12 protein-coding genes are annotated in these 13,540 nt (G+C 66.1%); 5 read left to right on the top strand and 7 right to left on the bottom strand.

Annotated elements, in window-relative coordinates; genetic code table 11:
- The first annotated feature begins 70 nt into the window (after positions 1-70).
- Positions 71-1,429 (top strand): cytochrome P450, encoded by a 1,359-nt coding sequence (locus tag IPI67_38055; protein ID MBK7585978.1) that lies wholly within the window; start codon positions 71-73, stop codon positions 1,427-1,429.
- Between the two features lie 3 nt (positions 1,430-1,432).
- Here IPI67_38055 and IPI67_38050 read toward each other — a convergent pair whose 3' ends face one another.
- Positions 1,433-3,340, bottom strand: a complete 1,908-nt coding sequence (locus tag IPI67_38050) for an ABC-F family ATP-binding cassette domain-containing protein (protein ID MBK7585977.1) — start codon at positions 3,338-3,340, stop codon at positions 1,433-1,435.
- Between the two features lie 197 nt (positions 3,341-3,537).
- Here IPI67_38050 and IPI67_38045 point away from each other — a divergent pair, with 197 nt between their 5' ends.
- On the top strand, positions 3,538-4,326 hold the full coding sequence (locus tag IPI67_38045) for a hypothetical protein (GenBank protein ID MBK7585976.1): 789 nt from the start codon (positions 3,538-3,540) through the stop codon (positions 4,324-4,326).
- An 86-nt stretch (positions 4,327-4,412) separates the two neighbouring features.
- A complete protein-coding gene (locus tag IPI67_38040) occupies positions 4,413-5,054 on the top strand; it encodes a hypothetical protein (GenBank protein ID MBK7585975.1) in 642 nt (213 codons plus the stop codon).
- A 47-nt stretch (positions 5,055-5,101) separates the two neighbouring features.
- Here IPI67_38040 and IPI67_38035 read toward each other — a convergent pair whose 3' ends face one another.
- The 3 genes from IPI67_38035 to IPI67_38025 are packed head-to-tail and all read right to left on the bottom strand — an operon-like array spanning position 5,102 to position 7,928.
- Positions 5,102-5,659, bottom strand: a complete 558-nt coding sequence (locus IPI67_38035; GenBank protein MBK7585974.1) for a hypothetical protein — start codon at positions 5,657-5,659, stop codon at positions 5,102-5,104.
- Positions 5,659-7,107: a hypothetical protein gene (locus IPI67_38030; protein MBK7585973.1), complete on the bottom strand. Its 1,449-nt coding sequence runs from the start codon at positions 7,105-7,107 to the stop codon at positions 5,659-5,661. Before IPI67_38030 ends, IPI67_38035 begins: the two co-directional genes overlap by 1 nt.
- Entirely contained in the window at positions 7,104-7,928 is an 825-nt protein-coding gene (locus IPI67_38025) for a hypothetical protein (GenBank protein ID MBK7585972.1), read from the bottom strand. The genes IPI67_38030 and IPI67_38025 overlap by 4 nt, the downstream gene beginning before the upstream one ends.
- 74 nt (positions 7,929-8,002) lie before the next feature.
- Here IPI67_38025 and IPI67_38020 point away from each other — a divergent pair, with 74 nt between their 5' ends.
- Positions 8,003-9,259 (top strand): glutathionylspermidine synthase family protein, encoded by a 1,257-nt coding sequence (locus IPI67_38020; protein ID MBK7585971.1) that lies wholly within the window; start codon positions 8,003-8,005, stop codon positions 9,257-9,259.
- Here IPI67_38020 and IPI67_38015 read toward each other — a convergent pair.
- Together IPI67_38015 and IPI67_38010 are read right to left on the bottom strand one after the other, a co-directional pair.
- Positions 9,228-10,067, bottom strand: a complete 840-nt coding sequence (locus IPI67_38015; GenBank protein ID MBK7585970.1) for a hypothetical protein — start codon at positions 10,065-10,067, stop codon at positions 9,228-9,230. The two genes, IPI67_38020 and IPI67_38015, sit on opposite strands and share 32 nt — an antisense overlap.
- Positions 10,064-11,221: an aromatic ring-hydroxylating dioxygenase subunit alpha gene (locus IPI67_38010; protein MBK7585969.1), complete on the bottom strand. Its 1,158-nt coding sequence runs from the start codon at positions 11,219-11,221 to the stop codon at positions 10,064-10,066. The genes IPI67_38015 and IPI67_38010 overlap by 4 nt, the downstream gene beginning before the upstream one ends.
- 78 nt (positions 11,222-11,299) lie before the next feature.
- On the opposite strand from IPI67_38010, the gene IPI67_38005 reads away from it, so the two are divergent.
- Complete coding sequence (locus IPI67_38005) at positions 11,300-12,157, top strand: DUF350 domain-containing protein (protein ID MBK7585968.1); 858 nt, start codon at positions 11,300-11,302, stop codon at positions 12,155-12,157.
- A gap of 8 nt (positions 12,158-12,165) precedes the next feature.
- On the opposite strand, the gene IPI67_38000 is transcribed toward IPI67_38005, so the two are convergent.
- A complete protein-coding gene (locus IPI67_38000; protein ID MBK7585967.1) occupies positions 12,166-13,434 on the bottom strand; it encodes a hypothetical protein in 1,269 nt (422 codons plus the stop codon).
- Positions 13,435-13,540: the final 106 nt, after the last annotated feature.

Here is a 13,540-nt window from a genome sequence, read left to right as displayed (position 1 = left end):
CGCGCGTAAGGCCGTACACGTGAGGGGCGCCACGCGCAGCGCGCTTCTCCAGCTGCTACCCTCGGCCCACATGCTCCCCCCGGGCCCGTCCTTGCCAGCCGCTTTGCAGACCCTGCTCTGGATCCGTCGACCGATCGAGCTCATGCGCTTCTGTCGCGCGCGCTACGGCAATACGTTCGTCTTGCGCATCGCCGGCACGGGCAACCTCGTCGTCACCAGCGATCCCGAGAGCATCAAGCAGATCTTCACCGGCGATCCGGAGAACCTGCGCGCCGGTGAGGTCAACGCCGTGCTCGAACCCATCGTCGGTGAACACTCGGTGCTCACACTCGACGGTGCTCGTCACCTGCGCCATCGCCGCATGTTGCTGCCCCCGTTCCACGGCGAGCGGATGCGCCTGTACGGCGTGGAGATGATGCAGATCACCGAACGTGATCTCGACACCTGGCCCAGCGGCTCGCCTTTCTCCCTGCGCAACCACACTCAGGACATCACGCTCGAGGTGATCTTGCGCACTGTCTTCGGCGTGGATCAGGCCGGCGCGCTCACCGAGCTCCGTCGCCGCCTCGAGAAACTGCTCTCCATTGCCGACTCACCCTTGGGTGTGCTGGGCATGATCCCGGCCATGCGCCGCAACTTCCCGCTCTCGCCCTGGCGGCGATTCCTGAACGATCGCGCCTCCGCCGACGAGGCCATCTACGCCGAGATCTCCCGTCGACGGCGCTCCGGTACCGAGGGTCGCAACGACGTGCTCTCCCTCATGATCGACGCGGTGGACGCGGACGGCAAACACCTGGAAGACGTCGAGCTGCGGGACGAGCTGATGACACTGCTCGTGGCGGGCCACGAGACCACCGCCACAGCCATGTGCTGGGCCTTCGAGCGCATCCTGGACTCGCCCGGAGTGCTCGACCGGCTGCACCAAGAGCTCGACGACGCCACCGACGGCAATCCCTTCGACGTCGCGCACGCAAACAACCTGCCGTACCTCGACGCCACCATTCAGGAGGCGCTGCGCCTGCGCCCCGTCATTCCCATGGTCGGACGGCGTTTGCATGCAGAGTTCACGCTGGGTGAGCTCGAGATCCCCAAGGGGTGGGTGCTCGCGCCCTCGATCTACCTGACCCACGTCAACCCAGCGCTCTACCCCGACCCCGACGCGTTCCGCCCCGAGCGCTTCCTCGACAAACGTCCCGACCCGTATGCCTGGCTGCCGTTCGGCGGAGGGATCCGGCGCTGCCTGGGCATGGCCTTCGCGCTCTACGAGATGAAGATCGTGATGGCGACCATTCTGAGCCGGCGACGCCTGGAGTTGGCCCAACCGGCGCCGGTCCCCACCGTTCGCCGCGCCATCACGTTTTCACCGAAACACGGCACGCTGGTGCGGGCGTGGGGGCGCTCTCCGAAGACGCGGCCCCGCGCCGCGTGAGCCTCACTCGAGCGCGGAGAGCTCGGTCTCCAGGGACTCCCACTCCGCGGTCAGCGCCGCGAGCTGTGCCTCGAACGCCGTGCGCTCGGCTTGCAGGCGCGAGACCACATCCATCGGCGTCTTGTCGAAGAAACCCGGCGTGGAATAGGCCGCGTTGATCTCGCTGAGTTTTGCCTCCACCGCCGCGATCTTGTCGAGCACCTCGTCGCGCTTCTTCGGCAGCGCCTTCTGACGGTTCGTGCGCTGCCCGGGCGGCGGCGGGGCCACCGACTTGGACTTCGCGCTCTTGTTCGCCTTCGCGCGCAGCTCCGCGTAGTCGGCGTCCAGGTGATCGTCACCGAGCCGCTCCAGATACTCGCGGTAGGTCCCGTTGAAGTCGTTCAGGCCGTCGCTCTTGATCTCGATCACCCGCGTCGCGAGCCGTTCGACGAACCAGCGATCGTGGGACACGAAGAGCAGCGTGCCCTGATAGGCATCGAGGGACTCGACCAGCGACTCGATGGACTCGAGGTCGAGGTGGTTGGTGGGTTCGTCCAGCACGAGCACGTTCGGCTTCTGGACCATCAAGCGGCTGAAGATCAGGCGCGTCGCCTCCCCTCCACTGAGATCCCCGACCGCTTTCTCTACGTCCTCGCCGGAGAACAGCAGGCGCCCCAGCACGCCGCGCACGAAGCTGGTTCCCTCCTGCGGGCAGGAGTCCCACAAGAAGTCGAGGGCAGTCTGCTTGGGGTTCGTCAGCTGATCACGGTGGTCCTGAGCGAAGTACCCGACGTGGGTCTCGTGCCCCCATTTCACGCTGCCGGCATCGCGAGCCAGGTTTTCCGTGACGATCTTGAGCAGCGTGGATTTTCCGAGACCGTTGGCGCCAATCACGGCCACACGCTCACCCCGGCGGATGGTGAGCGACACCGACTTCAGCACCTGGTTTTCGCCGTAGGCCTTGGAGACCTCGTCGATCTCGAGCACGTCCTTGCCGCTCGGACGCTTGAGGTCGAACTTCAACTTGGGGTAGCGCCGCGAAGAGGACGCGAGGGTCTCGACCTCGATCTTCTCGATCTGTTTGACCCGACTCTGGGCCTGGCGCGCCTTGGTGGCCTTGGCCCGAAAGCGCTCCACGAAAGCCTTCTTCTCGGCGATGATCTTCTGCACCCGGGCGATGGCGGCTTCCTTCCGCTCCCGGGTCGCGACCTTCAGCTCGTGAAACGCCTCGTAGTTGCCGGGGTACTCGATCACGGTCCCGTAATCGACGTCCAGGATGTGCGTGGCGATGGTGTTCAAGAAACGTTGATCGTGACTGATCACCACCGCACAACCGCGGTAAGAGTTGAGGAAGCGCTCGAGCCAACGGATGCTCAGGATGTCCAGATGGTTGGTCGGCTCGTCGAGCAACACGGCGTCCGGGCGGCTCACCAGGACCTGCGCCAGGAGCACCCGCAGCTTGAATCCGCCGCTCAGGGTCCGCAGCGGTTGGCGGATGGCGCTCTCCGGAATGCCCAGCCCCATCAGCACCTGCGCGGCCCGGGCCTCGAGGGTGTAGCCGTCGTGCGCCCGCAAGATCTCGTCTATTTCCGCGATGCGGTGCGGGTCCGGCTCGTGATCGGCGCTCAGCCCGTCCTGCTCGGCCAGTGCCCGGTGCACGATCTCGTCGCCCATCATGGCAACGTCTAGGATGATCTGATCGTCGCTCTCGAAGCGATCCTGACGCAGCACCCCGATGCGGGCGTTCTTCGCGAACTTTACCTCACCGCCGCTGGCCGGCTCGCTCCCGGTCAGGATCTTGAGCAGGGTGGTCTTGCCCGAGCCATTGGCCCCGACGAGCCCGTAGCGGCTGCCGGCGTTGAGCTGCAGCGTCACGTCCTCGAACAGGGTCTGGGGGCCGAAGCCCTTGCTCAGATTGGAGATGCCGATCACAGCGGCAGCCACCTAGCACGATCAGAGGGCGCCGGGGCAGCGTCGAGGAATTCGGGAGCATCATGGCCCCCGCGCGGGCAGCACGGGGCGCGCGCTGCTCACTTCGGGCGCCTGGGTGGACGCATGCGACGCCCGCGCTCCGTTGACGCAGGTAATGGTCGGCGCGCCCGCGTGGGGGTATCGTCCCCCGCACGGCGATGACGATTCACGCGCCCGCTGACCTGGTTCAGGACGCCCAGCTCCTCGAGGCCACTCTTCGTCCTCGGCTCGAAGCCATCGGGGTAGAGAGCGTGGACATCGTCGTCCAGGGCAGTAGGAGCAAGGCGGCGTACTACGTGGGGTACCGGCTCCGGCCCGGAGCCACCTGTTCGGCGAGCGACATCAGCGAGGTGGTGAGCCTCTACTTCCCGGCGGCCGTCTCGTACTTCTCACTGCAAGTGCTCCGCGCCGAGCGGTTACCCGAGACGGATCCGAGCGTGCTCGAGGCGCAGCGCAAGCTCCGGCGCCCCACCGCGTCGATGCTCATCTTCTTCGGTGTGTTGCTGGCGATCCCTTTGGTTCTGGTGCTTGGCCCAGCGGTCTCCGGTCGCGGTGACTTGCTCGTGACCGCAGGACTTCGCGGGGCTGGCAGCGCCGAGGCGAGGTTCGTGGCCAACGGCAAACCCATCGCGCTCTGGGCATCGCTGGACGGCTCCTGGTCCAAGTCCTCCAGCAGCAAGACCCTGCGCAAGATCCTGCCCGTTCACTACGAAGTGGACGCCTTCCTCGACGGCAAGCTCGTGCACCACTGGTCCATCGACACCCAGACCGGTCGAACCCAGCAAAAACTCTTCTGCACCATGGCGCCGGACTGCGAAATCTTCCTCGAAGAGACGCCGCCCCTCGGGCCCGGTCCGGTGCTGTTGAAGGTGACCGGAACGCCTCGCGACGACGTGGTACGGGTGGACGACATGTCGCTCAACGTGAGAAAGGCGACCTTCTTTTGAACGCTACGCTCGGCTCGGGCCTCGCTGATCGCGACGCGCTGCTGTCGACGCTGACGCGGGACTTCGCGCTACGTGCGCCCGACTTCCTGTCCTTCCATCAGTGTCATGAGTGGACGACGGCCGTGTATCGAGCGCGCGAGTCCTGGACCCCCGCCTTCGACGGCGAGCAGTTTTCGCTCGGGCGCGCCTGGTACACTCACCTGGAGGAAGATCTCCCGGACGACTACTTCGAGAACGCCGCGGCCTCCAACCAGCTGGTCGAGGAGACCCTGCCAGGCATGCAGCAGCAGGTCGTCGAGGCGGTCGCGAAGCTGACCGGAGGCCACGCGCAGCGACGCGAGGCGTGGTGCGGCCCAGGCGTCCACGTGTTTCCGAATGGTGAGTTCGTCTCGCGGCGCGGAGGCGTGCTGCACTTCGACACGGAGGGGCTCACCGAGGAGCACGTTCGTGAGCGGAAGCCAGCGCTCTCGCTGCTCGTGATGCTGCAGGCACCCCAGCGTGGCGGTGGCATCGCCATCTGGGACGCGCATTACTCCGGGGCCGACGAGGCCTCCGACGAAGACGTCGAGACAGCAAGCACGATCATCGAGTACGGCACCGGAGAGCTGTGTGTCTTCGACAGTTACCGCCTGCACCAGATCCAGCCCTTCGGAGGTCGCCGTGATCGCATCGGCATCACGGCCCACGCGGCAGAGGTCGAACCGGACAAATGGGAAGTCTGGTTCTGACTCCTCACTTGGGGAGCCTGAAATAAACCGTCGTGGCGTGCGCGGGCTCAGGCAATCGGGCGGAGGTACTCGAACTTGGGCAGCGCCAGATCCTGCGGAGTCAGCGCGAACGAGTCGTCCCCGGGGATCAGATACACCACGTCGGCTTGCACGTCCGCGAAGTCCATCGAGGCCACGGCCTGCACGATGTAACCGAAGACGTCGCGTCGCCACAGGTTCTCTTGTGGGATGTTGCAGCGCTGGGCAATGGCTCGATCCGTGGGTGAGCCGTGGACCATCAGGAACGCCATGGTGAAGGTCAGATAACGCGGTGGCCCGTCGTACGCGGGCCCTTGCCGCGCGCCTTCTTCGGTGATCATGCCCTGGCTCCACATCTCGAAGTCGGCGATGGCCTTGTCGTGATCCGGAAAATAGTCCCAGCAGCCGCGCTCGACGTTCGCGAAGTGCATGCCGAGCTGCTGGGCGGCCTGGTAGTAGAGCTGGCGCTTCTGGATCTGTGATTGTGAGGCGGCCTGCGTGTGAATGAGCTCGTGCAAGCGCTGGCGCAGGGGGTCATTCGGATACGTCCGCGCCGCGATCTCGATGGCAAAGATCGAGTTCGACATCAGCTCCACCCCGAGCCCGACGAACGGCCGAACGAGCCGCTGCGTCCGCCGCTACGCGAGCCGCTGGTGCGGCCGGTGCCGTAGCGCGTACCGAGAACGACACCGGTACCCACGGCGACCGCGATTCCGGTCGTTCCGAGGGCGACCTTCGCGCTCTTGCTCATGGACCCCGTCCCGTCGGCATTCGCGCTCGACGCCGACGTGCTCGACCCGAAGGGCGTCGCGCGCGACGTGGGTGCCCAGCTCTTGAACGACGACGAGCGCCGATTGCTGGCGAGCTTCGTCGGGCGAGGCCTGGTGGTGCCGGAGTCCCAGCCGTAGTCCGACCAGAAGCCGTCGGAGGAACCCTCGTCCCCGCCGTAGAGATAGGGCGGCCACTCACCCGCCTGTTCGAGCTTTTGCTGCTCGTCCGCCGGGACCTTGGGGGTGCCCGGAGTGAGGTCCGTGGCCGCCAGCATCTTCACGTCGATTCCGGCCTTCTCGTACTCGACGAAGTCTTGGTTCAAATCGTCCAGCTCGGACGTCTCGGCACCGCCCGGAATGACGTAGAGCAGGCGTTTCACGCCCAGCTTCTTGAAGGCCTCCGCCGGAGGCAGCTTCACGACGTAGCGGTTGTCGAACTGTCGCGTCTCGTCCGTGTATTGGGCCAGGCGCTTGCGATCGAGCACGAACACGGGCAGCGCTGCCAGCGTGCGGCGCTGCTGGGCCTTGGCGAACAGCGGCTGGTAGTACGCAGCTGCGCCCAGCGTGAGGTGGGCGGGCACGACTCCGCGCGGGTGGGGCCAGTTGTCGAACGTCGCGACCGGCTCGAAACCCTCGGCCATGCCCGCGGCCATCGCCACGGCCTCGGGCCCCGGCAAGTCGACGAGGACTGCGGTGTCTGGCGTGGCCTTCTCGAACAAACGCGCGAGCCCCTTGCCTCGCCGGTACGCGGTGTCCATCAACGGCGTGAACACTGGCTTGAGCACCGCCGAGAGCGGTGTGGTCGGAGACTCGCCTTCGATGGGAGTCTTTGGCATGGCCGTGGCGGCCTCGAACAGCGTGGGCCAGTAGAACGGGCGCAACTCACCCTTCACGGGCATGAGCTCACTTCGAAGCCGGGCCAGCGCCGTGCGGTCGAACGGCGTCTTCTGTTCGCCATCGAACACCAGGTTCTCGGTGATGGCGCCGAAGTTCCAGCCGTAGTTGCGCTGCGCTGCGAGGGAAGCCTGGTCGATGGTCTTGAACTCGACCTCGTCGTCGCCGGACGCGGCGACGCCGCAGATGGCCAGGGCGGTTCCGATGACTGCGATGCCACCAACGGCTACGATCAGCGCCGCAAGTGCCGACCGCCGTGGGACCGCAACGGCGGTCTGCTCGACCAGGCCGTCCTGCCACCACTTGGCGCCGACGATGCCTGGTTTCTCGACGCGGTGCAGCTCGCGAAAGCTTGGATCGTTCTGATTCACTCTGTACCTTGCATCAGCTCGGGTTGGCGACTCTGGAGCGCGCGCAGAAAGGCCGGTTCGAACACGCCATCGACTCGGATCGAATAGCGGAAAACCGGTGAGCTTTCCACACCGTGGTAGTCGCTGTCGTTGAACCAGAACGCACGACGCTCGATGAAGAGTTTCTCCTTCCGGTCCTCATCCCACAAAAACAGGCGTTTGTCGCCGGCCGGGCAGAAACTGATGAAGTGGTCGACCGTGGGTTTTTGTTTCGGATCTCCGTCCAGGTGCACCGTGCCGTGGTCGTGCGAGCGAAGTCCCATGACGTTGCAGCGCCCGATCTGCGTGAAGGGCAAGGCCTCGACGAAGGCAATGGTCTTGGGAAAAAACGTGCGCGCTTCGCGGGTGAACGCCTTGCCGTCGGCGCTGCTCTTCTGGTCCCAATAGTGATTCGGAATCATCTCGTAGTAGACCTTCCACGGGAAATAGACGCCGTGGCGGTACTCGAGCCACGACTGTTGGCGCCGCGACAAGGTCCGCGCTCGCTCTTCCCCGAACTCCAGCGCGTCCTCACCGCGCGCAGCGATGGGGTCGTCCGCCAACGCCAAAAAAACCGCGCGCGCGCTGGCCGAGAGTCCCCGGAGCACGGCCCCGTAGTCGACGATCGCGCTGTCTGCCAGGGACGGTGGCATGATGCCCATGGAGCGGTGGCTGCCACCCGTGTAGCTGACCGGCACCTGAGCAAGCCCGAGGCACACCTCGTCGTGGATGGCATCGAGCTCGGACAAGTCCAAGACCGGCTCGAGGTCGATGTAGGGCTGCCCCCAAATGCCGTGAATCACCTGAGCGCTCGAGCCTAACCCGGGCGTCCGTCGTGCTCAAAGGCTTTCGCGTGAGTTAGGCTCGTGAGTGAGCCATGAGCGACGCTTCCTCTCCGAGCTACGACGACTTCGCCGCGCGAGTGGCGGAGTCCGGCATCGTCACCGATCCCTGGCTCCGCGGTAAGCCGCGCTTCGGCGCGAAACCAGTGCTGCTGTCGTCGCAGGAGCTGGCCGCCCTGTACCGCGCTACCGAGCAGGTTGCCGGCGTCTACAACGACGTGTGCCAAATGTGCGCGGACAATCCGGACCTGCTCGACTCGTTCTTCGGCCTGACCCCGTTCCAGAAGGCAATGTGGGAGTCATCGCGCCCCATGTGGCACGGACTCGCGCGTGCTGACGTGTTCGAGACCGACGAGGGTTACGCCTTCGCGGAGCTGAACAGCGACACCCCCACGGGGGAGGCCGAGGCAGTCGTGCTCAACCAGGTGGTCCACCCGCAATACCCGGACACGCTGGACCCCAACGCGGCGCTCGCTGCGACCTACTGCGAAATGGTCGAGGGGCTCGCACGACACGTGCTCGGTGACGACCACCCGCGCGTTGCCGGGCTCGTCTACCCGACGGAGTTCACCGAAGACCTCGGTGTCATCCGTTTGTTCAAGCGTTGGTTCGAGGAGCGCGGCTGGGGTGTGGTGCTCGGCTCGCCCTACAACCTGACCCTCGACGCCCAGGGGCACGCCTGCCTGTTCGACGTGCGCTTCAGCGTCATGCTCCGTCACTACAAGACCGACTGGTGGGGCGAACGGGTGAGCGCGTGGGACGACGAAAACGTGCCCGACGTGGAACCGCTCCGGGAGCCCATGGGCATCGCCCTGGCGGCCGCGCTCGGCGGCAAGCTGTGCATCGTGAACCCCTTCGGTGCCGTGCTGCCGCAGAACAAACGCAGCATGGCCTTCATGTGGGAGCACATCCACCGCTTCGGTCCGGCCGCACAAGAGGTGATTCGCCGCCACATTCCAGCGACTTTCCGCCTGGAGATCCTCGAGTCCGCTGTGCTGGTCACCCAGAAGGACGACTGGGTCCTCAAGAGTGACTACGGCTCCGAAGGGGAAGAGGTGATCATCGGCAAGCTCGCGCCGGCGGCCGACTGGGAGAAGTGCCTCGCTCACGCGCGCCCCGGGCACTGGGTGGCTCAGCGTTACTTCGAAGCGCGGGCAAACGCCGACGGTGAGGTCGTGAACTACGGCGTCTACGTGATCGCCGGCTGCGCCGCGGGTATCTACTCGCGCAAGCACAAGGGCGCGACCACGGACGAGGCGCTCAGCGTGGCGACACTGGTGAAGAAGCCCTGACCTCGCGGCTCACTCGTTTCACGAACGCAGCATCGAGCTTACCGTCGATGCGAATCGAGTAACGGAAGTACGGATCCGACTCGACGCCGTGGTAGTCCATGTCGTTGAACCAGTACACACGCGAGTCGACGAAGGTCTGCCGCTCGCCCTCGGGGTCGATCAAAAAGAAGCGTTTGTCGCCGCGCGGACAGACGTTGACACACTGGGCGACCCCCACACTCGTGCCGGGCTCGCTGTCGCGGTGCACGGTGGCGTGGTCGTTCGGCAACAGACCGAAGATCAGGCAGCGGCCGATCTCCGTGAAGGGCAGCGACTTGACGAACGCCACGGTCTTCGGGAAAAAGCGCAGCGCCTCTGGGTCCCACTGCTTGCCACGCCCGCTCTGGTTGTCCTCCCAGCGAAAGTTCTCGAGCAGGTGGTAGACCACCTTCCAGGGAAAATACACGCCGTACCTGTACTCGAGCCAGCGCACCTGTCGCTGGGACAGCGGATGGTCCGTCTCGTCGCCAAAGCTGAGGCTCATGAGGCGCTCGGGGTCGTAGGCGTTGGGGTCGTCGGCGAGCGAGACGAGGGTCTCGCGCTCTTGCCGGCTCATGCGTTCGATCACCCAGCCGAGATCTTCGTACGGATCGTCGAGCACCCAGGGCGCCGCCACGCCCATCCACTTGAGGCTACCTCCGGTGTAGCCGACCTCGACCTGGGGCAGACCCAGACAGATCTCGTCGTCGAGCTCGGCGAGCTTTCCCTGGTCGACGTAGGGCTCCAGATCGAGGAACGGTTGGCCCAGGATGCCCCACAGCTGACTCATGGGTCCGCCTTCGCTTCGAGGTGGTCCAGGTAGAAGCTCGCGACGCGGCCATCAAAAGCGTGAGTCCCGTCTTCACTCGATGCGTAACGACCTCGGGTGTAACCGCGCGAGGCAAGGCCGAGCTGCTGGCTCTCGCAGATCTCGCGGTCTTCGCGGTTCGTGATGTCCCAGAACTCGTACACGTCCCGGGGCTCGAAACCGTCCACGAAGGCCGCAGGGTGAAACAGCACGTCGGCGATGACTCTGCTCTTCTCCGGCGACAGCGGCCAGACACGATAACTCAACAGATAGTCCGGCTGTGCGCTGAGGAGCAGGTTCGGCCAGCAGAAGTAGTCGTAGACCCTTCGGCGATCGACCTCGCTGGTTCCACCGAGCAGCGGGCGCTCGTGCCGGCGTCCGTCCATCGACACCGTCTCGGCTTCGTCGACGAGCTCCATCGTGCCGCCGAGCCAGGCGCCGTCCGCCACGAAGCTCGAAGAGCGCTCGCACGGTGTCCAGCGCTCGAGCGAGGCGTGCACACGGGAGAAATGATGCGACTCTTGGAAGTTCTCGATCAGCAGCTTCCAGTTCGCAGACACGTCATGCTCCACCCGGCGGCCGAGCCGCAGCTGGCCTACGTGCAGGCGATCGAGGTGTGCCGGGACTGGAGCGAGTGCGTCCGCGAGGGGCGCCGCCTCGGACCACAGATTGACGAACACGTTGCCCTTCCACTCTGCGACGCGCACGCAGCTGAGCCCGTGCTCGGCGGTCCGGAAACCGTCGAGGGCGTCGGTCCCCGGGGCGCTCGAGAGCCGACCGCTGAGCTCGTAACGCCAGCCGTGGTAGGGGCACACAAACGCTTCGCAGCGCCCGACGGGCTCGCGGGTCAAGAGTGCGCCACGATGACGACACACGTTGAAGTGAGCGTAGAGACCGAGATCGGCGCCTCGCGTGACCAAGATGCCCTCCGGCGTGACCGGCGCGAGCACGAACGACCCGGGCGCCTCGACCTCTTCGCTGCGGCAGACCTGCAACCACGCACGATCGAACAGCAGCGTCCGCTCCAGCTCGAATACGCTGCCGTCCAGGTAGGCAGCCTTGGGCAACAGCTCGGCTTGCCCCAGGGGCGCGAGCACCGAGCGGAGCTCGGTCGCCGAGAGCGGGAAACGAGTCACGAGGCTCCGGGAGAAGCATCATCCGTCCCGCAGACGAGAGTCAAGGCGCTGCGCGAGCCGTGATAGCCTCGCGGTGCCATGAACCCCGACAGCCCGCTCTACCGCCTCGCCTTCGTGCTCGGCGCGACGCTCGTCCTGCTACTCCTGTTCCAGCTCGGCCTGCGTTTGTTGTCCCCGAAGCAGACGCTGAAGGCCGACCTGGAGCAGGGCAACGCTGCTCGTGCGCTCCTGCATGGCGGAGACGTGTTCGGGATCTTCCTGATCGCCGCCAACATTGCCACCGGCAGCATGGAAGAGAAGAGCTGGCGTGCGGACGCACTGTGGGTCTCGACCTTCGGCGCGGCGGCCATGCTCCTGTTCTTCGTGAGCTCCCGCGCCGGCGTGCGTGTGCTGCTCAAGTCGCGCATGAACGCCGAAATCGAGGCGGGCAACGTGGCAGCCGGCATCGCCGGCGGCGCGCACTCGCTGGCCACTGGCATCATCGTCGCCCGCGCGGTCGCCGGCAGCGACCTGAGGACCTTGGGGCTGTCCCTGGTGTTCTTTGCGTTGGCGCAGATCACGTTGCACATCTTGGTGCTGCTGTTCCGCCTGTTGACGAAGTACGACGACTCCGCCGAAATACAGTCTGGAAACGTGGCCGCGGCGCTCAGCTACGCCGGCCTCACCATCGCTGTGGCCATCATCGTGGGCCAAGCCGTCGAGGGTACGTTCACAGGCTGGGGCGACTCGCTCTTGTCCTACGCCAAGGCACTCTCCTGGGGTGCTGGCCTCTACGTGGTGCGACAGCTCATCGTGCAGACCATCTTGCTCGGCTCCTTCTCGCTGCGGGGCGGCACCCTCGACACCGAGATCGCTCGCGACAAGAACGTCGGCATGGGCGCCATCGAAGCCATGGCCTACGTCGCGACGGCGTTCGCGATCTTGCGCATCGGCTGAGAGCCGTACTAACCCAGCTCCCCCACCGCGTTTGGATCATGCGGCGGCGCCGCCGCGCTGACGACGCGCAGCAGGTCTTCGAGCGCATCGACTACCTGCGCGCCGATCTGCGTGGGCTGGCCGAGCTCGCGCAGAGTGGCGAGACCACGCTGGTTGGCGGTGATCACTTCGTCGCGCCGGCGCACGAAGGCCGGCGTCCGGGTCAGCGGATGGTCGAGCTCGGCCAAGCGTAGGTGGAACGCCGCGACGGGCACGAACGCGTGCACGGCCAGGAGCACACCAGCGAGCGGACGCAGGTCCGGCCGGACCGGCGACTTCGTCCAGGTCGAGTCGCCGTTGACCAGCACCGGGTCGAACCAGCGCAGCACGTTCAGCTTGCCATGTTGAGTCTCGTGGATGATCGCTTCGGCCAGCGTGAGCGCGGACGGGTGCAGCGTCATGTACACGAGACCCGGCGCCTCGCGGTACGACGCGGACAGGTGTCGCTCGGGCTCGAAGCCGACCGGCACGATGCACTGCAGCGACGCACCGATCTCGGCGCGCAGCGCCGGCAACGTGAGCTCGACCAGCCCGAGCGCCTCGTTCAGCGCATTCTGCCAGGCTTCGACCGAGCTCCCCCCGAGATCGGTGCGATTCCCACTCTTGTCCGGGTGCTCCTCCAACATCGAGAGCGGGTTGCCATCGGCGAGGGCCAGCCGCGTCAGTTCGCCTTCGCGTAGGCGATGGTAGGCGTGTTCGAGTCGCACGCCTTCTGGCAGCTCCGGCTCGAGCCCGCGCGCGAGGCACAGGGTGGCGCCCGAGGCCGTGCGCAGCTCGGCCGCGGTGCCGTCGAAGTAGATGCCCTGCGTCGGCGCGTCGAACGACAGCGCGCGCTCGCCGGCGACGTCGAAGAGCTGCGAGAACGGGACGTCCCAGAGCACGTCGTCCACTCGCTGCCCTCCGGTGAGCTCGCTGGCGAACGACGTCAAGAGCGAGGGGATCGCGGTCTCGAGGGCCAGGTACGGCGGCAGCGCACCGCTGCGGATGGCAAGCAAGGGCGCCCGCACGTCCACCGAACGCAGCGCAGCGCGCAGCGCCGAGCGCGCCGGACTCTTGGCGACGGCTTCGAGCCAAACTCGCAGCCTGGTGTGCGCCCGAACGTGCTTGTGCACGCGCTCCGCCGGAAGAGTGAGCAGGGTCTGGAGCAGCAACAGATCGAGCTTGCTCTCGAGCGCCGGGAGCGTGCGTTCGCCACTGCGCGGGAGCGCCAGAAACCCGGTGACGACCTGCGAGGGCACGGCGAGTTCGAGTGTCCCACACTCGGCGCGGGCTCGGTAGGCGTGCGCTCGGTCTCCGCCTGCTGTTCTTGCGCCACCCGCGCCGCTCAGGGTTGATACTCGTACG

Source organism: Myxococcales bacterium, assembly GCA_016706225.1.
Classification (GTDB): Bacteria; Myxococcota_A; Polyangia; order Polyangiales; family Polyangiaceae; genus JADJKB01.
Note: the sequence above shows the minus strand (reverse complement) of the source record. Positions and strands in the feature narration are given on the sequence as shown.

Coding starts and splice junctions, on each gene's coding strand:
- IPI67_38015 (MBK7585970.1), bottom strand. CDS start 10,067: ATGAGTCAGCTGTGGGGCATCCTGGGCCAACCGTTCCTCGATCTGGAG.
- IPI67_38005 (MBK7585968.1), top strand. CDS start 11,300: ATGAACCCCGACAGCCCGCTCTACCGCCTCGCCTTCGTGCTCGGCGCG.
- IPI67_38035 (MBK7585974.1), bottom strand. CDS start 5,659: ATGTCGAACTCGATCTTTGCCATCGAGATCGCGGCGCGGACGTATCCG.
- IPI67_38020 (MBK7585971.1), top strand. CDS start 8,003: ATGAGCGACGCTTCCTCTCCGAGCTACGACGACTTCGCCGCGCGAGTG.
- IPI67_38055 (MBK7585978.1), top strand. CDS start 71: ATGCTCCCCCCGGGCCCGTCCTTGCCAGCCGCTTTGCAGACCCTGCTC.
- IPI67_38045 (MBK7585976.1), top strand. CDS start 3,538: ATGACGATTCACGCGCCCGCTGACCTGGTTCAGGACGCCCAGCTCCTC.